Raw genomic sequence first — 20,292 nt, forward strand, 5'->3', positions numbered from 1 at the left:
TCGAAAAGAAAAACTGTAGCTATCAATTCACCTCAGCGCTCGCTCACGGGGGGTTTTGGGCCCCGTCTATTTGCGCCGAGAGCTTCAAATAGGAGCAAATGGTGAGCTGCAGGGATGCAGCGAAAAGACAATCAGTACATGGACGTACTGTTTGTCTGTACCTTTGCGAATTTGAAACTTGAGGATGAAGCAAATATCGGGGTGTCCTTGGGAGTGAAGAGGGTATTGGACAAGCAATACCTTCTTCCCGCTGTCCGCGGCCGGACATCTGTGCCACAGGCATAAATCAGCTGCCCGCAGGTCAAACTGAACCTGCTTTTATCCTGCAGATAGCATTTTGCAGCTGCGCTGCATGGCCCGAATCACCGGGCGGGTGAGTTACTTTTCTACCGAGAAAAGTAACCAAAAGCTCCCTGCGCGTGATGGGTCCCTCCATCAAGCTACGGTGCTCGGCATCCTGCCTCGGAAAAAGCAATCCTCATCGGCTACCCTCGGCGCTCGCTCACGAGGGTGTTAGGCCCCGTCTATTTGCGCTGAATGTTTCATTGTTGATGAACTTATCAATCGCATGGACGCGATTGAAAGACAGCCGGAATATGGACGTTTCGTCTGTCTGTTTTAGTGAATCTGATGAAGCAAATTCCGGGGCGTCCTTGGAAGTTCAGTGGGGATTGGACAAGCAATCCCCTCAGGCCGGAGTCCGCTTACCGCAGGCCAAGCTAAACTTTTAGTTCCGCTAGCGATTGACTGCTCACCGCATATGTCGGGCCGTGATTGACATGGATGCTCGGATGCAAAACTGGGGAAGATTAACTGAATTGCAGGCAAAAAAATCGGGGCATAGTACCCCGAAATCATGCTGCTCAAAATATAGGTTTCCTCTGAGTTGCCTCAGAGCACAGGTCTTATCGCTCTCTGCAGAACCAAGTCTACTTAATTTACACTTAATACAAACTGAACGAATGCTGGTCAGTTGTTCAGTAACCACAAAGATAAAGCGGTGGAAGTTCGGCGCAGGAGTGGATAAAATTTCCGCTTTGGTTGAAAAGGCGAGCGCAAGCCGCACGATGACAGAGAATAGGAATGACAATACAGATCAAAACTGCAGAAGAAATTGAAAAGATGCGCGTGGCCGGACGCCTGGCTGCCGAAGTGCTGGAGATGATAGAACCACACGTACGCAAAGGGATCACCACCGAGGAGCTCAATCAGATCTGCCATGACTATATTGTCGACAAGCAGCAGGCGATCCCTGCCCCGTTAAACTATCACGGCTTCCCTAAATCGATCTGCACATCCGTCAATCATGTGATCTGCCACGGGATCCCCGCCGATAAGAAACTCAAAGACGGCGATATTATCAATGTGGATATCACGGTGATTAAAGATGGCTATCATGGTGACACTTCCAAGATGTTCATGGTAGGTAAGCCCTCCATCCTGGCGGAGCGCCTGTGCCGTGTTGCCCATGAGTGTCTCTATCTTGGCATCGAGATGGTCAAACCCGGCATTCACTTAGGTGACATTGGTCACGCGATCCAAAAGCATGCCGAGAAAAATGACTACTCGGTGGTCCGTGAATACTGTGGCCACGGTATCGGTCGCCTGTTCCACGAAGAGCCCCAAGTATTACACTATGGTCGTGCCGGCACCGGGCCGATTCTTGAGCCCGGCATGTGTTTTACCATCGAGCCGATGATCAACGCGGGCAAACGTCACTGCAAGATGCTCAAAGATGGCTGGACCGTGGTGACCAAAGATCGCTCCCTGTCCGCTCAGTGGGAGCACACACTGCTGGTCACCGAGCAGGGATGTGAAGTCCTTACCCTGCGCAGAGATGATAGCATCGAGCGATTCATCACCTCTTAATCCCCACCAAGACAAGGACGTTTCAGATGCCTCTTGATCCTTCGCAGCTTGACCCCTTTCTTAGTGCTGCGGTGGATCTACCGCAGGGACGGCTGTTTATTGAGAACCTGGACAATCAGCTCAGCGAGGCATTCAGTGCCAATACTCCCGTTGCCGAGCTGGTGCACTATCGGGCACAGCAGTTTGATCGCCTGCTACAGGCTCTGTGGAATCAATGTACCGCTATCTCTTCGCAATCCATGGCGTTGATTGCCGTCGGGGGCTATGGTCGCCAGGAGCTGCTGCCGGGTTCAGACATAGATCTGTTGGTCCTGATCACCGATACATTCGAGCCTCACCAATCCAAGCAAATCAGCCACTTTCTGACCCTGCTATGGGATCTCCACCTGGATATCGGCCACAGCGTGCGTACCCAGGATGAGTGCATCGAGCAGGGGAAAAAAGATATCACGGTCGCCACCAGTTTGATGGAGTCACGGCTCATCGCCGGAGCGGCCCCCATGTTTACCGAGCTGCAGCAGGTGCTCGATAGTGATCTCTTCTGGAGTAGCGAGGCTTTTTTTGAAGCTAAGTGCGAAGAGCAAAAGCAGCGCCACCAGAGATATCGCAACACGGTTTACCTGTTGGAGCCAGATCTCAAGCATAATCCGGGAGGCTTGCGGGATCTACAGACCATAGGCTGGATCGCGCGCCGCCACCTGGGAAGTCACTCGGTGGAGGAGATGGCGATTAGCGGTTTTCTAAGCCAGGCCGAAGCCAAAGAGCTCACCGGCTGCCGGGATAGCCTGTGGCGACTGAGATTTGCCCTGCACCTTATCAGTGGCAAAAAAGATAACCGACTGCTATTCGATCACCAACGCAGCGTGGCCCAGCTGCTGGGCTGGTCCGGCGAGGGAAACCGTCCGGTCGAGACCATGATGCGCCACTTCTATCAGGTGGTGCGCCGGGTCAGTGAGCTCAATGAGCTACTGCTGGAGCTTTTTGATGAGCACATCATCAATCGCCAGCCGATCACCTGCCAACCGATCACTGCTCAATTTGAGCTGCGAGGCCCACAGCTTGAGATCCGCCATCCATCGATCTTCAGTGAAGATCCCAGCTCACTGCTGGCACTCTTTTACACCCTGATCACCCAACCGCAAGCCGAGCGGATCGGCGCAGTCACACTCCGGGAGCTCTACAAGGTTAAGCAAAAGCTGACCGCTCCTCTATGTCAATCCGAAGCCTGCCGCCGCCTGATGCTGGCGATTTTACGCCACCCCAAGGCCATAGAAGCGTTCGAGCTGATGCACCACTATGATCTGCTTTCGAGCTACTTCCCCGAGTGGAAAGGGATCGTCGGCCAGATGCAGTTTGATCTGTTGCACACCTATACGGTTGATGAGCACACCATCAGGGCCCTCACTAAGTTGAGACTCATCGCCTCGGCCGAGGGTCAAAGCAACTATCCCCTGTGTCATCAGCTGCTACAGCACCTGTATAAGCCGGAGCTGCTCTACCTCGCCACCCTGTTCCATGACATCGGCAAGGGCAAGGGGGGCAACCACAGCGAGATCGGTGCCGAGACCGCCTATGAGTTTTGCAGGCTGCATCAGTTAAGCCACAAGGAGAGTGAGATCGTCTCCTGGCTGGTGCGTCATCACCTGCTGATGTCGACCACGGCCCAGCGCAGAGATATCTGTGATCCCGAGGTGATCCGTGAATTTTCACTGCAGGCTGGCGATGAGCGCCATCTGGATCTTCTCTACTGCCTGACGGTCGCCGACATGAACGCCACCAACGATAAGCTGTGGAATGACTGGAAAGGAAGCCTGCTGCGCCAGCTCTATTTCGCTACCCAGCGGATGCTTCGCCAGGGGCCTGAACTGTCGATGGATGTCAGGCGGCAAATTCGCGATCGCCAGCGGCGCTGCCGGCTGCAGTTACAAAAACGTGGTGAATCAACGGCGCTTATCGATAAGCTGTGGCAACAGTTTAAGAGCGATTACTTTATTCGCTACAGCGATGAGCAGGTGATCAATCATACCCAGGCAATTCTGGCCCACCAGCAGCAGGGAGAGAACTCTCCCCTGGTCAGTATCACCTCGGACAGCGCCCGGGGCAGCAGTGAGCTGCTGCTCTACTGCAACAATAGGCCCAACCTGTTTGCCAGCGTGGCAACCCTGCTCAGTCAAAAGCGTCTGACCATTCATCAGGCACAAATCATGACGACCCGGGAGGAGAAGGCCCTGGACAGCTTTGTGATCCTGGAGCCCGATGGCTCGCCCCTCTCCCATCATAGGATCCCCAAGATCCAGCAGGCGCTGCTGCATGCGCTCAAGCGCCCCACCTCCAAGGTTCGCAAGAAAGAGCGCCTGAGTAGGCGCCTTCAGCCGTTTAGGGTCAATACCCGTATCCTGTTCCTGCAAACCGCGGGGAGCCATAAGCACACCCTGATGGAGCTGAAAACTCTGGATATCCCGGGCCTTCTGGCACGGGTCGGCGCCGTGTTCCAGGAGTGTAAGCTGCAGCTACATTCGGCCAAGATCACCACAATCGGCGAGCAGGCACAGGATCTGTTTATGCTCACCGATCGCCAGGATCGGCCGCTTGACGACTCGCTAAAAAGGCAACTGACGGAAAAACTGCTGCAATCGCTGAATAATGACAGAGAAATGTGATAAAAATAGCCTCTATCTTCACTGATAAAGAGACGAACCATGACAGAGTTACAAGCAATAATCGAGGAAGCCTACGAGCGCAGGCAAGATATCACTCCGGCACTGGTCGATGATGCAACCCGCCTTGCCATCGAAACCACCCTGCAGAAGCTGGATGCCGGTGAGCTGCGCGTTGCCGAAAAGATAGCAGGCGAATGGGTCGTGCATCAGTGGATCAAAAAAGCGGTACTGCTCTATTTCCGCATCCATAACAACGAGGTGTTCGATCATAACGATCTTAAGTGCTACGACAAGGTGCCCCTTAAGTACGCCGACTACACCCAGGAGATGTTTGAGCAGCAGGGTGTGCGGGTGGTACCACCGGCCACCGTTCGTAAGGGTGCCTACATCGCCCGTGACGCGGTATTGATGCCATCCTATGTCAACATCGGAGCCCGGGTCGGAGAAGGCACCATGGTTGATACCTGGGCCACCGTGGGCTCTTGTGCGCAGATCGGCGCCAATGTACACCTCTCCGGTGGTGTAGGCATAGGTGGCGTTCTTGAGCCGCTGCAGGCAACCCCGACCATCATCGAAGATAACTGCTTTATCGGGGCGCGCTCCGAAGTGGTTGAGGGAGTGATCGTCGAAGAGGGCAGCGTGATCTCCATGGGGGTCTACATTGGCCAGTCCACCCGCATCTATGACAGAGAAACCGACACCATCCATTATGGCCGGGTACCTGCTGGCTCAGTGGTGGTTTCCGGCTCCTTGCCATCTAAGTGCGGTAACTACAGCCTGTATGCGGCAATCATCGTCAAAAAAGTTGATGCCAAAACCCGGGCTAAGGTTGGGATCAACGCACTGCTGCGTAGTGTTGAATAATTGATTACGCCAGGGGCTCCCCTGGCGATTTGCATGTTTCGAATCCAATAAAGGAGAAGGGAGTGTCTGAGAATCTGTACAACGTGGGGATCAGCGATCCCGCCCAGATCGATCGTTACAGCCTGCGCCAGGAATCGGGTAACGATATTCTGAAAATCTACCTGAAGAAGAAACCGGGTGAATTTTTCGCCAAGAGTGTCAAACTCAAGTACCCCTGTACCGCCTCCGGCGAGCTGGATGAAAACCTCAGCAAGGTACTCGAAGAGCTCAATCATAGTAAACCGACCCCGATCCCCCGCGATCTTAAGAAGAAGATACTCAGCGATCTTCGCCACCTGGAGAAGGTGGTTCAGAGCAAGATCAACGAAATTGAAGCGGATCTGGAGCGTCTGTAAACTCGCCGGGGCATATCGCCCCGTTTTTCTTTAAACCGGGCAACGACTCCCTCTGGCTGATCCCCTGCTCTCTTGAGATTCATGATAAACCTCTGGGCAAAGCCTTATCTAACACAAAGCCGCACACTCAAATATTATGCAAACGGAGGATGTCAGCGGCGGCCCTGCAGTGCTATAGTGCGGAAAAAATCAACCTCAAGAATCCTATGGCATACATTCCACCAAAATACGCCCAGTTAGAACAGGGCTATCGCGATAAGGCCCTCAAGCTCTTTCCCTGGGTCTGTGGCCGCTGCGCCCGTGAATTTACCTACTCCAACCTAAGAGAGCTCACGGTTCATCACATCGATCATGACCACAGCAATAACCCGGAAGATGGTTCGAACTGGGAGCTTTTGTGCCTTTATTGCCACGATCATGAGCATTCAAAGTACCTCGAAGCCGAAACCTATGGCTCTTCGGTCGAGGCGGGCGATGATCTCAAGCATGAGCAGGCCACTCACAACCCCTTTGCCGATCTCAAGGCGATGATGCAAAAGAAAAAATAGTAGTCCGCTATCCGCTCTGGCAGTTCAGGATTGCCAGAGCTCCTGGCTCCATCCCAGCGTCTGCAGCAAGCCACCCATGGCTTCATCCAGAGATGCCTCAATACAAACAGGCTCATTGCTCTCGGGGTGGATAAACTCCAGGGACAAAGAGTGCAGTAGCAGGCGACTCACCCCGAAATGCTCACGGAAAAAGCGATTATGTCGCCCTTCGCCATGGGTGGTATCACCAATCATGGGGTGATACAGGTGCTCCATATGTCTGCGCAGCTGGTGTTTACGCCCGGTGAGCGGACTGAGCAAGGCTAAGCTGTAGCGACTGGTCGGGTAGCGACTAATCACCGCATAGGGCAGTTCCACCTTTCCCAAACAGCGATATTCGGTCTGCGCCTCCTGCGCCTCTTTATCTTGGCTCACATCCGCATCGGCTAACTTATCCAGCCTGGGTTTCAGCGGATAATCGATGAGCCCCTGATCAGGCAGATAACCGCGCACCAGGGCCAGATAGCGCTTCTTCACAGAGCGCTCACTAAAAAGCTCAGTCATTGAGCGGGCCATCTCGGGGTTCAGTGCAAACAGCAGCACACCGGATGTCGGGCGATCCAGCCGGTGCACCGGATAGACATGCCGACCCAACTGATCTCTTAACATCTGCATCGCGAACTCTGTGGCGTGACGATCCAGCATGCTGCGGTGGACCAGCAAGCCTGCAGGCTTGTTGATTGCCACCAGTTGCTCATCCTGATAGAGGATCTCTAACATCTCAGTCTCGCTCTGCCGGTTTTCCGCTTAGCAGCTCATCAAAGCGGGCGATGATCTCGATAAGCTCTGCGGCACGCACTGGATGATCTTTGAGGGCCTCGGTTGCCATCGGGGTAATTGAGATCGCCTCAGGCAATGGGTGCCCACCATCGATCAAGGCTCGCATCCGCGGCAACAGGATAAACTGCAGCCACTGGGTAAACTCCAGGGTATCCACACAGAAGGGCTGCTGGCTTGAAAGCGCCTCGACAGATGGCATCACCTCCTCCCAGAATAACCGGAGCTTTAGCTCCTGCTCCAACAGGTTCAATAACTCTAATGTTTGTTGAGCTTTCTGCTCGGGTGTTGCATCTGCATGCATATCAACGCTTTCCTCTCTATAATGGGGGCTCATTGACCAAAGTTGTTGGATCTCATGCTTATCAAGACCCTTACAGATTTTCTTGTACAGGCGGATACCCGGTACCAGATCTATGATCTGGGACGACGGATCCGCCCCATTGATAACCAGACATTTTCCCAGATAGAGCAAAACCAGTGCCCCTACCCCTGGCCGCTCCAGCAACACGCCTGGCTTGCGGTACTGTTCTGGAATCCTCAGCTATCAAACGAGCATTATATCTGGTTTTTAAAATTTCCTTTAGATGAACGTGGCTTGCTGCACCCGGCTGCCCCCAGCCAGTTCCTTGAATCGGTGGCCGAGATCCTGGGTAGCAACCTGACCGGAAACCTGAATGAGGAGCAGCAACAGCGCCTCGCCAGCAACCCGGCTGTCTTCAAACCGGCCCAGGAGAAGCTGGCACTACTGCACGCCATGATCGCGGAAAAGTTTCACCTGCCGCCCTCACACTGGTACCCCGATGTCCAAACCTATCTCGATGGCACACCCGAGGCGAAGCCCTGGGAGCAGCTCGGATTGCAGGGGTTTGCCGATTATGTCATTCGCCTGCGCCATGATACCCCCGTCGACTCGTTGTGCCGGCTGTTGCCCAAACTGGATGAAACGCCTCTCTATACCCTGTGCCAGCTACTGGAGCAGAGCGAGCTACCCAAAGGGGTGTTTGACAGCCTCTACCAGATGATCAACCGGGAGCTGGAGCTCGCCGAGCCCAATCCGCAAAAGATTGCGATGCTGCTGCGGGCTACCACAGGGGCTCCTCAGGCAAAGCGCCGCCGCCAGCTCATCGCCAAGCTGTTGATGGCAGCCCCAGGCACCGAACTGCTACTGGTTATCGCTGCCCGCAGTTTTGAAGATCTCTGCGATAACGATCTTCTGGAGCTTTATCTTAAAACCCTGGCGACCATTAGCGAGCCGGCAGTCCTGTTCTGCCCCCTGTACCGGGAGCTGGTTTCCCAACCTCAGCTTCGTCTGCAGCTACTACCTCTGCTGCATACGGGTCATACGGATCCGGACATTCAAAAGGGACTGGATAGCCTGCTCAGTGAGATGCGCTCCGGTGGTTAACCTACTGCTGATCCTGTTAGCTGTGGGTGTGATGGCGCTGTTTTATAAACAGCGCCAGCAGAGTGAATATGCTAAACGCTATATTCAGGACTACTGCCAGCGTGAGGGATTGCAACTGCTTGAGCTGTTCCGTGCTCACAACCGGGTAACCCTGTCCCCGCTGCGCTTTATCACCGACTACGGTTTCAGCTACACCACAGATGGCATCGAGCCCCTTGAGGGTAGCCTGCAGATGCTGGGAATGCGGGTGGTAGAGATCCGGGTTCAGTCCCCGGATGATGCCAGCCACTCGACCTATGAGAACCTGAAGTGATACCTATCATGAAAGAAAGGTGATCAGCTTGTTCTGATAATCCATGAGTCATTTGCGCCACGCAGCAAGTACATCCTGTATGCTCGATGCCAGCATCCATGCTACCAACGGGCTAAATGACTCACAGATTATCCAAATTGGGGTTAGCTGCACCCTGATCACTTAACTATTAAGATTGGTATGATTCGCAGGATCTCGGGAGCCCAACAGGCACCCGGTGACTACTTAGTCGCCTAGCCAGGGCTCCAGCCTGTCCAGAAAGCCGGACAGGTCGACTCCCAGCGGGATCCTCTGCCCCTTACTCAGTTTCTCAAGCAGCACCTCGCCGCTTTGATTATCGACCGAGATGATCTGCATCTCATCCCGGCAACTGGCAATAAACAGGGTCGGAGCACGTTTCAATTTTTTCTGCATCAGCAGGTGGCCAATCAGGTTTTCCTGGAGCCTGGAAAAATCCTCCTCATTCCAGGGCTGTACCAGCTCAATGGCCAGCCCCTTGTATAGTGCTGGCAGAGGCCCACTAAAGTAGTGGCTATAAAACTGGCACACATCCGAGTGCAGTGATAACTCCAGCGCCTGCTCCACATTGGAAAAGTCACCAGCCCTGCCGCGCTCAGAGGGCCACCAGACGATTTCATCCTCCCGGGGCTTCCCCTGCTGACAGGGAGATAACCAGTCGGCATCGAACTCCTGCTTGGGTTCAAGATGGCGGGATTTACACCAATGTTGCCAGCGCTCAATATAGGATTGCAGCGCACAAAAAACTTGATTTGCCATATAAATTCTCCACAATTGCGCGCATATTCTCCCAGAAAGTTTTAAGGATGAACAATGGCAAAACATGATCCCTACAAAGATGCGGCTGAGCTTGCGGATCTGGAGCTTGGAAAGCGCAGCGACTATGTCACTCAGTACAGCCCACAACTACTGCAGCCGGTTCCCCGCTCTTTGAACCGCGGCGATCTGAACCTGCTGGCCGAGCTGCCTTTTTCCGGTGAGGATATCTGGACCCTGTATGAGATCTCCTGGCTTAACCCCAAGGGCAAACCCATGGTGGCGATTGGTGAGGTTCGCATCAACGCCGCAAGCTTAAATCTCATCGAGTCAAAATCATTCAAGCTTTACCTGAATAGCTTTAACCAGAGCCACTTCTCCAGCCTCAGGGAGCTGGAAAACACCATGAGTCAGGATCTTAGCAACTGCGCTCAGGGCGAGGTTTCGGTTCAGCTCTTTGAGCTCACCCAGGCCAGGGCTGAGATCGCCCATATTCCTGGCGAGTGTATCGATGATCTGGATATCGCCATCGATAGTTACCAGTTCAATCCTAAATACCTGGAGAATGCGACCTCAGATAAACAGGTGGAGGAGACCCTGTGCTCCCACCTTCTCAAGTCAAACTGCCTGGTAACCGGCCAGCCGGACTGGGGGAGTGTGACCATCCACTATCAGGGCTGCAAAATCGATCGCGAAGCCCTGCTCCGTTACCTGGTCTCTTTTCGCGATCACAACGAGTTCCATGAGCAGTGTGTCGAACGCATCTTTTCTGATCTTCTGCACTACTGCCAACCAGAAAAACTGACCGTCTATGCCCGCTACACCCGACGCGGAGGGCTGGATATCAATCCGTTTCGTAGTAATTTTCAGAAAACCCCGGAAAATATCCGCAACATCCGACAATAATCGCCCACCGGGCTGGACGCTCCCAGCCCGGGGCGCTAACATGAAGGCCCATTCGCCGTTTTACCATATAGATATTTAATGCGGAAAACGCTTGTCCTGTCGCTAATACTGATTTTGCTGCCGCTGCAAAGCTTTGCCGCGCAGCTGAGTAGCTCAACACTACCGCTGAATATCAGCGATGTATTGTTGCCAATGCTGCTCAATAAGGCGAAATCTGATGTGAACTCCGAGCCCTCGCTCTGCGTTCAGTACACCCAGCAATATCTGCATCCTGAGTCTTCCGCAACCTCGACTTCCGGCTCGACCAGCCATGGTAAAAAGCTCAACTATTTCCAGGCAACCCAGCAGATCACCGCCTTTCAGATGCAGGCGAAATGTCAGCTCAATATGTCTGAAAAGCGGGACGCCCTGCTGAGCATTGAAAAGGCAGAAAATCTCTCTGAAGGCCCGAGATTTACTCTGCAGCAGGCACAAAACTACTATTTGAAAGCCTTTATCTACACCCAGGCGATGCACGATTACGCCCGTTCTCTGGAGATGATCGATCAGGCCGAAAAGCGCACCCAGATTCTAGGAGAGAAGGCGGGAGACCTTCCCTTTAACCTGTCCCTGCTGCGCCTGGCTAACTACATCAACCTGCAGCAGTTCGACCAGGCCCGGCTGCTTCTCAAGGGCTTACAGCTTGAGCTTAATGATCACGGTTCCTCCACCCAGCTGGCCTGGCTACGCTTTGGGGAAGGAAGCTATTATCAGGCCCTGAATGAACCTCAACTGGCACTACAACACTATCTGCAGGCCTACCAGAAAGCAGCCAAGGTGAAGGATGATCTGCTGCGGGTTCATCTGAGCTGGTTTATCGCCGAACTCTATGCCAACCAGGGAAATCTGAAAAAAGCGATTCAATATGAAAATCAGGGAGCCGAGATTGCTGAAAAACAGGGGAGCAGTATCCTGTTAGCGGGCAGTCAGTTTCAACTGGCAAGGCTCAACCGGGCCATGGGCTCAAACAATATTGCCCTGGTCTACTTCTTCAATGCCCTGGATCTGTATCGTAACCTGCATGCAGATCTGAAGATCACCGAAACCTATCAGCAGATCGGCTCAACCTACCTGCAGATGCAGTATTGGCCTCAGGCGAAAAACTATCTGCAAAGTGCCGAGCAGGGGTATCTCAAGCACAAGGATCCTCAGGGCGTGCTCAATAGTCGCCTTGAGCTCACCAAGCTCGATATTCGCCAACTCAGATTTGAGCGGGCACTGAATGCGCTGCATGAGCTGCTGCCACAGGCAAAGAAACTGCACGACCTGCATGCAGAGCGAACCATCTACGAGTTACAAGCCTCTGTCTATGAGCATCAGCAGCTGTATAAGAAAGCCTACCATGCGAATAAACAGGCCAGCAGCATTGAACATCAGCTGCACCTGAAGAGAGCATCGAAGCCGCCCCAGCAGCAAAAACTGGTGGCATTTGAGCAGCTAAACGAGCTGAAACAGCTCCAGGATAGCAACAACCGCCTCAAGCAGAACCGTCTGACCCTGGTGTTTTTATTGGGAATCAGCAGCATCTGTATCTTCATGCTGGCTCTGGTGATGCTCTGGATGTTCCTGAGCAACAAGCGTCTGGCGCTGCTCAATGAAAAGATGTCCAAAGATATCTATCAGAACATCCGCTCCGGACTACCTAACTGGCGTAAGCTTCTGTTGAGAATGCCCCGGGAGCTGATGAAGCGACAAATCGACTCGGAACAATGGTACCTGGAAGAGTCCTCTCCCTATACCAATAAGGACAGGCTTCACTACCTGCTATTCAAGGTCGAATTCTTAAGAGAGTGGCGCGAACGGCTGGGCTCGACCATCTCTTTGCACCTGACCAAGCAGTTTGGCCAATATGTGGCAGACCGTGCTCATGATCCGGACCGGATCTATGATCTCGGTGAAGGTAACCTGCTACTGGCACTGCCTCACCTTGAGAAAAATGAACTCTATCATCAAACCGAAGAGTGGATCCGTTATCTGGCAAACTTTCCTTCCACCTACGCGCTGCGCCGTGAAGTGAGTGCCGGAATCATCAGCGTCCCCTTTCTTCCCAAAGAGCCCAGCGCCCTGGATCACCTGGCCCTGAGTGATATCGCCACCTTTGCCCTGGCAGGAGCCAATCAACTGGGCCTTCGTAGTGGACAAAACTGCTGGGTTGAGCTAATCCCGATCAACTGTTCACAGGCCGCTTTTTTCCGTGGCGAGATCTGGGAAAGTTGTGTGCAAGCCATTGACAGAGGGTTGCTCAGAGTTAACACTTCCCTAGAGAAAGAGGAAATTGACTGGCATGCAATTTTGGCCGCCAGACACCCTTGTGAATAGGCCGCCGCAGGGAGAGTGAGACAATTCATTCATGGACGATTCAGCCCGGCAACATGCAGAGCAGCTGCAGCAGAAATTACTTAATGAGCAGACTCAGCACCAGCAAGCAATAGCCCGCCTGAGCTCTGAGCAGAAACTCGCCTGCCACCTGATCGGGCAGCTCATGAATATCTGCCGGGGCTTGGATCGGGAGCTGGATAACCGACTCGCCGACCTCAAACATGAGCTCGATCAGTTTCAGGGTTTTGAATCGATCACCGAGCAACTCGATACCTTTGATAAATACCTGCTAAAGCAAGCCCATATCCAGGAAGAGTCTTTTGCAGACAGCGACAAAGCACTGCACCAGGGGCGCACCCAGCTCAAAAAAATTAAACAGCTCCCTAGGGAGTTTGAGGTCACCCTAAAGGAGCTGCTCAACACCCGGGACCCCTACTCGATGCGAGAGTACCAGCAGCAGACCATGCAGCTTCTGGATTTTTACCAAAACCTGTGGGGACACTTTCATAACGGCGATGCCCCCTCTGAAGCGACATTTGCCGATGGTAAGGTGCCGGAGCAACTCACCGAGGAGCTTAGTGATAAGCTGCAATTGCTGGTCGGGAATATCGAACTGTCCCAGCCCCTCAACGATCAGCTCAAAGAGCTGCGTAAGAAACTACTCGCAGGCAGTGATCCCGACTCACTGACAGAAGTGAGCCTGCAGGTGATGATGGTACTGATGCAGGGGCTCTATGAGGAGCGCACGGCATTCCAGGAGCTACTCGGTGCAATGGGTAATAACCTGACCTCGCTGCAACATAACTTCGATAAGTCGGTCAATGAGAGCTGCGAGCTCCATGAACAGGGAGAGCAGGCGGATACGAACCTGCAAGCCCACATCTCAGAACTCCAACAAAGCACTCAGCAGGCCACCGAGTTTGAAGACATCAAGCGCAGTGTGGTGTCCGGGATCGACACCATCTCCTCCATGATGATTCAAAGGCGCCACCTCAAGGCCCGTGAACAGGTCCTGCTCAATCGCCTCAATGATATGGGAAGTCATCTCAAGCAGGTTCAGGAAGAGGCCGATGAGTACAAGAAACAGCTGGATATCCAGAAGAGCCGCCTCTATATCGATAAGCTGACTCAGATCGGTAACCGGGAAGCCCTGGAAGAGCGGATGAAGCTGGAGTTCAAGCGCTGGAAGCGCTATGGCACTCCGCTGGGTGTCGCCATTGCCGATCTCGATTTCTTTAAGAGCGTCAATGACAGATTCGGCCACATCGCCGGCGACAAGGTGCTAAAGGTGGTGGCCCGAACCCTGCAGCTCTCTTTGCGAGACACCGACTTTGTGGCCCGATTCGGCGGGGAGGAGTTTATCCTGCTGCTGCCCAATATCCCGGCCGATCAGCTATTCACCCCGCTGGAAAAAATTCGTGAAGCGGTCAACAACATCCCCTTCCACTTCAAGGATGAGAATATCTCGGTCACCATCTCCATCGGGGCAACCCTGCTGCTGGAGGGCGATACCTCGACAACCGTGTTTGAACGAGCCGATACCGCCCTGTATCAGGCAAAAAATGAGGGGCGCAACCGGGTCATCCTCAGTATCTGATCCCTCAACCCCGGACTCTGATAGCTCAAACCAGCAGCAGATCCCGGGTTATTTGAGTTTTTCGCTCAAAAAAGACGCAAATGAGTCAACCTGCTCTCCACTTTTTATCTAAGTCGCACTAGGATCAAAATAGACCGCAGTCGCTTCGTCATTAAGATACTGAGGTCCCCAAGTGCGCGCAGCATTGCAAAAAGTGCTGTGTCGCAGCCACAAGAAGTACAAAATATGGACATAAGGGGACGATATGATTACACACCTCAACCCAGTAGGAAGCATGGCACTTCTTTCTCAGTTGGAGGTCGATCAGCTCAAGCAAACCGCGAGTAGTGAGATCTACCAGCTATTCCGCAACTGTTGTTTGGCCGTACTCAATTGCGGCTCACAAACCGATAGTTCCAAAGAGATACTGGAAAAATTCAAGTCATTCGATGTCAAAGTGATCCGCCGTGAGCGCGGTGTCAAACTGGAGCTTTTTGATGCTCCTGAAGATGCCTTTGTGGATGGGGAGATCATTGTCGGGATCCAGGAGCACCTGTTCTCTGTGCTACGAGATATCATCTATGTCACTGGTTTGCTTGAAGGAAAGTCAAAAGAGGATCGCGAAAAGCCAGCGAACCTGACCGATCTCATCTTCAACGTTCTGCGCAATGCTGAAACAATCCGTCCCGGCGTCGATCCAAATCTCATCGTCTGCTGGGGGGTCACTCGATCAATGAGCGTGAGTTTAACTATACCCGTGAAGTAGGAAGCGAATTAGGCCTCAGAGAACTCAATATCTGCACCGGCTGTGGCCCTGGAGCCATGGAGGGACCGATGAAGGGAGCCGCCATTGGTCATGCTAAGCAGCGGGTCCATCATGGCCGCTATATCGGATTAACCGAGCCCAGCATTATCGCTGCCGAGCCCCCCAACCCGATCGTCAACGAACTGGTGATCCTACCGGATATCGAAAAGCGCCTGGAGGCCTTTGTTCGCTTTGGCCACGGGATCATCATCTTCCCGGGCGGCGTCGGCACCGCCGAAGAGCTGCTGTATATTCTCGGGATCATGATGCATCCGGAAAACAAGCTTCAGCCACTGCCAATTATTCTGACCGGTCCCAAGGAGAGCGAAAACTACTTCCGTACCATTGATGAGTTTATCCAGGCAACACTCGGCCCCAAAGCAGCCAGCCTGTATGAGATCATTATCGATGATTCACAGCGAGTCGCGCGGACTCTCAAGGAGAGCATGGTAAAAGTTAAGGAATATCGTAAGGCGATCGGCGATGCTTACTCCTTTAACTGGACCCTCAAGATTGAGCCTGAATTCCAGCAGCCCTTTGAGCCCGATCATGACAACATGACTCAACTCAACCTGCACTGGGAACAGCCCCCTCAGCAGCTGGCAGCCAACCTGCGCCGTGCCTTCTCTGGCATTGTCGCCGGTAACGTCAAGGAAACAGGGATCCAGCAGATCGAGGAGAAGGGTCCCTTTAAGATTAACGGCGATCCCAAGCTGATGAAGCTGATGGATAAGCTTCTCAAGAGCTTCGTCAAGCAACAGCGGATGAAGCTACCGGGAACCCAGTACATCCCATGTTACGAAATCATTAAATAACCACTCCGGGGGAGGTCTTACCCTCCCTCATTTTTTGATCAATTTAGTTGCAACTTGTTGCCCTGTTGTTACAATGCCTGCGGTGTTCCCCGGCTATCCTAACAGAACACCTACAATTTCCACTCCTATCTGCGCCGCTTGGCATGCTTTGGGCTCCAGGCCCCGTACCCTGCTACTTGCCATGCAAGCCTGTGCAGATGGCTCTGACCTGAAAATGGAAACTACAGATGTCTGAAAAAAAAATCACAGTGATCCCCGGAGATGGGATCGGCCCAAGTATTATCCAAGCAACCCTGGCGATCCTAGATAAGGCAGGCTGTGGGTTGGAGTATGAATTTGCCGATGCAGGTCTGGCCGCTCTGGAAAAAGAGGGTGAGCTGCTTCCACAGCGTACCCTGGAGCTGATAGAGAAAAATCGTATCGCCCTCAAGGGTCCCCTGACCACTCCCGTCGGTGGCGGCTTTACCTCAATTAATGTGAGCCTTCGCAAAAAGTTTCAGCTCTATGCCAACCTGCGCCCGGTCCTCTCTTTTAAAGGCACCAACAGTCGCTACGAAAATATCGACATCATCACCATCCGTGAAAATACCGAAGGGATGTATTGTGGTGAGGGACAGATCCTCAGCGAAGACGGCAGCCGTGCCGAGGCGACCAGTGTTATCACTCGTGAGGGTGCCGAGCGGATCATCACCTATGCTTATGAATTAGCGCGCCGGGAAGGACGCAAAAAAGTCACCGCGGTTCACAAGGCTAACATTCTCAAGTCTACTTCCGGACTGTTTCTCGAGGTCGCACGTGAGGTCGCCGAGCGTTATCCGGATATCAGCAGTGAAGAGATGATTGTCGATGCCACCTGCATGAACCTAGTGATGTATCCGGAGCGCTTCGATGTGATTGTCACCACCAATCTGTTTGGCGATATCCTCTCGGATCTGTGCGCCGGCCTGGTGGGCGGCCTGGGACTGGCTCCCGGGGCGAATATCGGTAAGGATGCAGCTATTTTTGAGGCGGTTCATGGTTCGGCTCCGGATATCGCAGGCCAGAACATCGCCAACCCCACCTCGGTGATCCTGGCTGCGATACAGATGCTTGAGCACATGGGGATGAACGAGCAGGCCAGTCGGATCCGTAATGCGGTTCGCCAGACGATCGAGTCCAAGGATCGAGTCACCCGGGATCTGGGAGGTAATGCCAGCACCACAGAGTTTACCCAGGCGATCATCGAGCGCCTTTAACCCCTCCGGATTTGCAGGGGCCCCGCCCCTGCATCACTCAGTCTCACTCCATCCCCCAGAGTCAATATTCATGAATCGAGGTCGCGCTCCAAAGCAGCTTTACACCTGAGTTTTGGTTACACTGTGTGCTGGATTGCCAGATGAAAAGGAGAACCAATTGAAGCAGTTTATCAAAGAGGAAACACCACTCCTTGTCGGGATCATCACCGCTGGTTTTTTCCTGGGCGGTGGAGCACGCTGGCTCGAGGCCGGAACCAGTCTCTGGTTATATATCCCCCTTTCCCTATGGTTGCTTGGGATAGTGACCTGGTCGGCCTTCTGTGTGGTACGCCACTCCGATGCCCTGGCTATTAAGCTGGGCGATCCCTACGGCACCCTGATCCTCACCCTGTCGGTAATCACCTTAGAAGTGGTGGTGATCTCCTCGGTGATGCTGACCGGAGAACCCAACCCGACCATGGCCCGGGACACCATGTTTGCCGTGGTAATGCTGGTGATGAATGGTCTGGTGGGTATAACCCTGCTACTGGGAGGGTGGAAGTACCATATTCAGAACTTCAATCTGGAAGGGGTGAAAGCCTACCTGGTGGTGATTATCCCCCTGGCCCTGTTGTGTCTGGTGCTGCCCAACTTTACCATGACGGGCTCTAAGGGCGCGCTCACCACAGGCCAGGAGTGGGTCCTGATCCTCATATCTATCGCCTTGTACGGGATCTTTTTGCTGGTTCAGACCAATAGTCACAGCCACTTTTTTATCGACTCGGACCATGAAGATCATGAGGAACATCATGGGATCTTGCATAGCAACCTCTATCACACCCTACTGCTGCTTGCCTACCTGGTGATCGTGATCCTGCTGGCCAAAAAGCTGGCGATCCCCATCGAGTTCACCGTCTCCACTCTGGGGGCTCCCCACGCACTGGGGGGATTTGTGGTGGCCTGCCTTATTCTGTCTCCTGAGGCCGCCGGTGCTATCAAGGCAGCCCTCGGTAATCAGCTTCAACGCTCGATGAATATCTACTTTGGTTCGGTACTGGCCACCATCGCCCTGACGGTTCCGGCCGTGCTGCTGATCGGCACCCTGACCGGACAACAGGTGATCCTGGGCCTGTCTGCGGCAGATATGGTGCTGCTGGCTACCAGCTTGCTGGTATGCCACGTCAGTTTTGCCAGTGGCCGCACCAATGTCCTGTATGGTGCAACTCACCTGGTGCTATTTGTGGTCTACCTGATGCTGATGTTTGAACATTAATAAATGCCCGTGAGGGTGGAGGATAAAGCGTGAATATGACAGATCGCAGAAAATGGTATCTTGGCTTTGGCATCATTTTGCTCGTTATCATTGCCCTATTGCTACTCCTGCATACCAGCCTGCTGTGGATCGGCTCTTTTTTACTGATCCTGGTCGCTATCTATCTCTATGACATTATCCAAACCAAACACACGATACTACGCAACTTCCCGATTCTCGGGCACATGCGGTTTATCCTTGAGTTTTTCAGGCCCGAAATACAGCAGTATTTCATCGCTGATGATAAAAGCGAGATGCCGTTTGACCGGGCAACCCGCTCCGTCATTTATGAAAGAGCCAAGGGGATTAACGATACCACCGCCTTTGGTACCGAGCGAGACATCCTCAATGTAGGGTATGAGTGGGTTCTTCACTCCCTGGCACCAGCGGATCCCTCTGCTGTAGAGCACAGACTACAGGTCGGTGGAAAGTTCTGTAAGCAACCCTATAGTGCATCGAGGCTTAATGTCTCTGCCATGAGTTTCGGAGCCCTGTCTAAAAACGCCATCATGGCGATCAACAAGGGAGCGGCTCTTGGAGGCTTTTACCAAAATACCGGTGAAGGCGGCCTGACCGATCATCACCTGCAGGGAGGAGATATAGTGCTGCAGATTGGCACCGGCTACTTTGGTGTCCGCAATAAACAGACCGGGGAGTTTGATGAGGAGAAGTTTGCAGAAAAAGCCGCCCTTGACTCAGTAAAGATGATAGAAATCAAGCTGTCGCAGGGAGCAAAACCGGCCCACGGCGGGGTGCTACCCGCAGCGAAAATTACCCAGGAGATCGCCGAGATCCGCGGCGTCGAACTGGGCAAAGATGTGATCTCACCTCCCGTGCATACCGCCTTTAGTGGCCCCGATGGCCTGTGTCATTTCATAGAAAAGCTGCGCGGACTTAGCGAAGGGAAACCGATTGGCTTTAAGCTTTGCATCGGCAGTCAGCGTGAGTTTTTGAGTATCTGCAAGGCGATGATTTCAACTCAGATCTTCCCTGACTTTATTACCATTGATGGTTCAGAGGGTGGGACGGGAGCCGCTCCACTGGAGTATGCCGATCACATGGGCATGCCCCTTGATGATGCCCTGGTCTTTGTAAACAACGCGCTGATCGGTTGTGGGATCCGCCATGAGATCACTCTCATCGCCAGTGGCAAGGTTTCAACTGGCTTCGATATGGTCAAAAAGCTCGCTCTGGGAGCCGATCTCTGCAACTCAGCCCGGGCGATGATGATGGCGGTCGGTTGTATCCAGTCAAAACAGTGTAACAAGAATACCTGCCCGGTGGGGGTCGCCACCCAAAATCGAAGTCTCTACAAGAATCTAGATATCCAGGATAAGATGCACAGGGTCCGTCGTTATCATGATGCAACCCTGCACAATTTTCGCGAGATCATCGGCTCGATGGGGCTTGAGCATCCGGGAAAACTCTGTCCATCCCAGCTTCTCAAGCGTACCGGGCCTGAGACGGTGAGAAGCTATGCCGATATCTATCCCCGCATCGAGCCCGGCTGCCTGCTCAGGGAGGAGGCTATCCCGCAAAGCTTTAAAACGGACTGGGATGGGGCCTGTGAGACTAAGTTTTAAAGTCACACTGGGATTTTAGGCTCTGTTGACGTTTCCAATTTAGAACCTGTTGCCCCTGAAAATGTTCTGTTCGCGA

Annotated in this window: 16 protein-coding genes and 1 pseudogene; 14 read left to right on the forward strand and 3 right to left on the reverse strand. The window is 53.2% G+C overall.

The window, feature by feature from the left end:
• Window positions 1–1,083: 1,083 nt before the first annotated feature.
• The 5 genes from map to DB847_RS18710 all read left to right on the forward strand — a co-directional run bounded on the left by map (window position 1,084) and on the right by DB847_RS18710 (window position 6,336).
• The gene (map, locus tag DB847_RS18690; RefSeq protein ID WP_108652061.1) at window positions 1,084–1,869 is read left to right on the forward strand and encodes a type I methionyl aminopeptidase; all 786 of its coding nucleotides are present in this window, start codon (window positions 1,084–1,086) and stop codon (window positions 1,867–1,869) included.
• Between the two features lie 26 nt (window positions 1,870–1,895).
• Window positions 1,896–4,529 carry a [protein-PII] uridylyltransferase gene (gene glnD / locus DB847_RS18695; protein WP_108652062.1) on the forward strand — a complete coding sequence of 878 codons (2,634 nt, stop codon included), beginning with the start codon at window positions 1,896–1,898 and terminating at the stop codon, window positions 4,527–4,529.
• 39 nt (window positions 4,530–4,568) lie between these two features.
• Window positions 4,569–5,393, forward strand: coding sequence for a 2,3,4,5-tetrahydropyridine-2,6-dicarboxylate N-succinyltransferase (dapD, locus tag DB847_RS18700; protein WP_108652063.1), 825 nt, complete (start codon window positions 4,569–4,571; stop codon window positions 5,391–5,393).
• Between the two features lie 62 nt (window positions 5,394–5,455).
• A complete protein-coding gene (locus DB847_RS18705) occupies window positions 5,456–5,788 on the forward strand; it encodes a DUF3461 family protein (RefSeq protein ID WP_108652064.1) in 333 nt (110 codons plus the stop codon).
• 149 nt (window positions 5,789–5,937) lie between these two features.
• Window positions 5,938–6,336: a YajD family HNH nuclease gene (locus DB847_RS18710; RefSeq protein WP_456073083.1), complete on the forward strand. Its 399-nt coding sequence runs from the start codon at window positions 5,938–5,940 to the stop codon at window positions 6,334–6,336.
• Window positions 6,337–6,360: 24 nt separating this feature from the next.
• Here the strand turns inward: DB847_RS18710 and truC are convergent, their stop codons facing one another.
• Window positions 6,361–7,095, reverse strand: coding sequence for a tRNA pseudouridine(65) synthase TruC (truC, locus tag DB847_RS18715; protein WP_108652065.1), 735 nt, complete (start codon window positions 7,093–7,095; stop codon window positions 6,361–6,363).
• 1 nt (window position 7,096) lies between these two features.
• Window positions 7,097–7,456 carry a YqcC family protein gene (locus tag DB847_RS18720; protein ID WP_108652066.1) on the reverse strand — a complete coding sequence of 120 codons (360 nt, stop codon included), beginning with the start codon at window positions 7,454–7,456 and terminating at the stop codon, window positions 7,097–7,099.
• 54 nt (window positions 7,457–7,510) lie between these two features.
• On the opposite strand from DB847_RS18720, the gene DB847_RS18725 reads away from it, so the two are divergent.
• Both DB847_RS18725 and DB847_RS18730 read left to right on the forward strand, forming a co-directional pair.
• Window positions 7,511–8,560: a DUF3549 family protein gene (locus DB847_RS18725; RefSeq protein ID WP_108652067.1), complete on the forward strand. Its 1,050-nt coding sequence runs from the start codon at window positions 7,511–7,513 to the stop codon at window positions 8,558–8,560.
• Window positions 8,553–8,873 carry a DUF3301 domain-containing protein gene (locus DB847_RS18730; RefSeq protein WP_108652068.1) on the forward strand — a complete coding sequence of 107 codons (321 nt, stop codon included), beginning with the start codon at window positions 8,553–8,555 and terminating at the stop codon, window positions 8,871–8,873. Before DB847_RS18725 ends, DB847_RS18730 begins: the two co-directional genes overlap by 8 nt.
• 225 nt (window positions 8,874–9,098) lie before the next feature.
• Here DB847_RS18730 and syd read toward each other — a convergent pair whose 3' ends face one another.
• Complete coding sequence (syd, locus tag DB847_RS18735; RefSeq protein ID WP_108652069.1) at window positions 9,099–9,650, reverse strand: SecY-interacting protein; 552 nt, start codon at window positions 9,648–9,650, stop codon at window positions 9,099–9,101.
• Between the two features lie 54 nt (window positions 9,651–9,704).
• Here syd and queF point away from each other — a divergent pair, with 54 nt between their 5' ends.
• The 7 genes and pseudogenes from queF (at window position 9,705) to DB847_RS18770 (ending at window position 20,216) form a co-directional block, all read left to right on the forward strand.
• On the forward strand, window positions 9,705–10,553 hold the full coding sequence (queF, locus tag DB847_RS18740; protein ID WP_108652070.1) for an NADPH-dependent 7-cyano-7-deazaguanine reductase QueF: 849 nt from the start codon (window positions 9,705–9,707) through the stop codon (window positions 10,551–10,553).
• 78 nt (window positions 10,554–10,631) lie between these two features.
• Window positions 10,632–12,911: a tetratricopeptide repeat protein gene (locus DB847_RS18745; RefSeq protein ID WP_108652071.1), complete on the forward strand. Its 2,280-nt coding sequence runs from the start codon at window positions 10,632–10,634 to the stop codon at window positions 12,909–12,911.
• A 31-nt stretch (window positions 12,912–12,942) separates the two neighbouring features.
• Window positions 12,943–14,508: a diguanylate cyclase gene (locus DB847_RS18750; RefSeq protein ID WP_108652072.1), complete on the forward strand. Its 1,566-nt coding sequence runs from the start codon at window positions 12,943–12,945 to the stop codon at window positions 14,506–14,508.
• A 244-nt stretch (window positions 14,509–14,752) separates the two neighbouring features.
• Window positions 14,753–16,107 (forward strand): annotated as a pseudogene (ppnN, locus tag DB847_RS18755) (nucleotide 5'-monophosphate nucleosidase PpnN).
• A 227-nt stretch (window positions 16,108–16,334) separates the two neighbouring features.
• Window positions 16,335–17,342: an isocitrate dehydrogenase gene (locus DB847_RS18760; RefSeq protein ID WP_108652073.1), complete on the forward strand. Its 1,008-nt coding sequence runs from the start codon at window positions 16,335–16,337 to the stop codon at window positions 17,340–17,342.
• 157 nt (window positions 17,343–17,499) lie between these two features.
• The gene (locus tag DB847_RS18765) at window positions 17,500–18,594 is read left to right on the forward strand and encodes a calcium:proton antiporter (RefSeq protein WP_199911624.1); all 1,095 of its coding nucleotides are present in this window, start codon (window positions 17,500–17,502) and stop codon (window positions 18,592–18,594) included.
• 35 nt (window positions 18,595–18,629) lie between these two features.
• On the forward strand, window positions 18,630–20,216 hold the full coding sequence (locus DB847_RS18770) for an FMN-binding glutamate synthase family protein (RefSeq protein ID WP_108652074.1): 1,587 nt from the start codon (window positions 18,630–18,632) through the stop codon (window positions 20,214–20,216).
• Window positions 20,217–20,292: the final 76 nt, after the last annotated feature.

The sequence above is a fragment of the Dongshaea marina genome (assembly GCF_003072645.1).
GTDB lineage: Bacteria > Pseudomonadota > Gammaproteobacteria > Enterobacterales > Aeromonadaceae > Dongshaea > Dongshaea marina.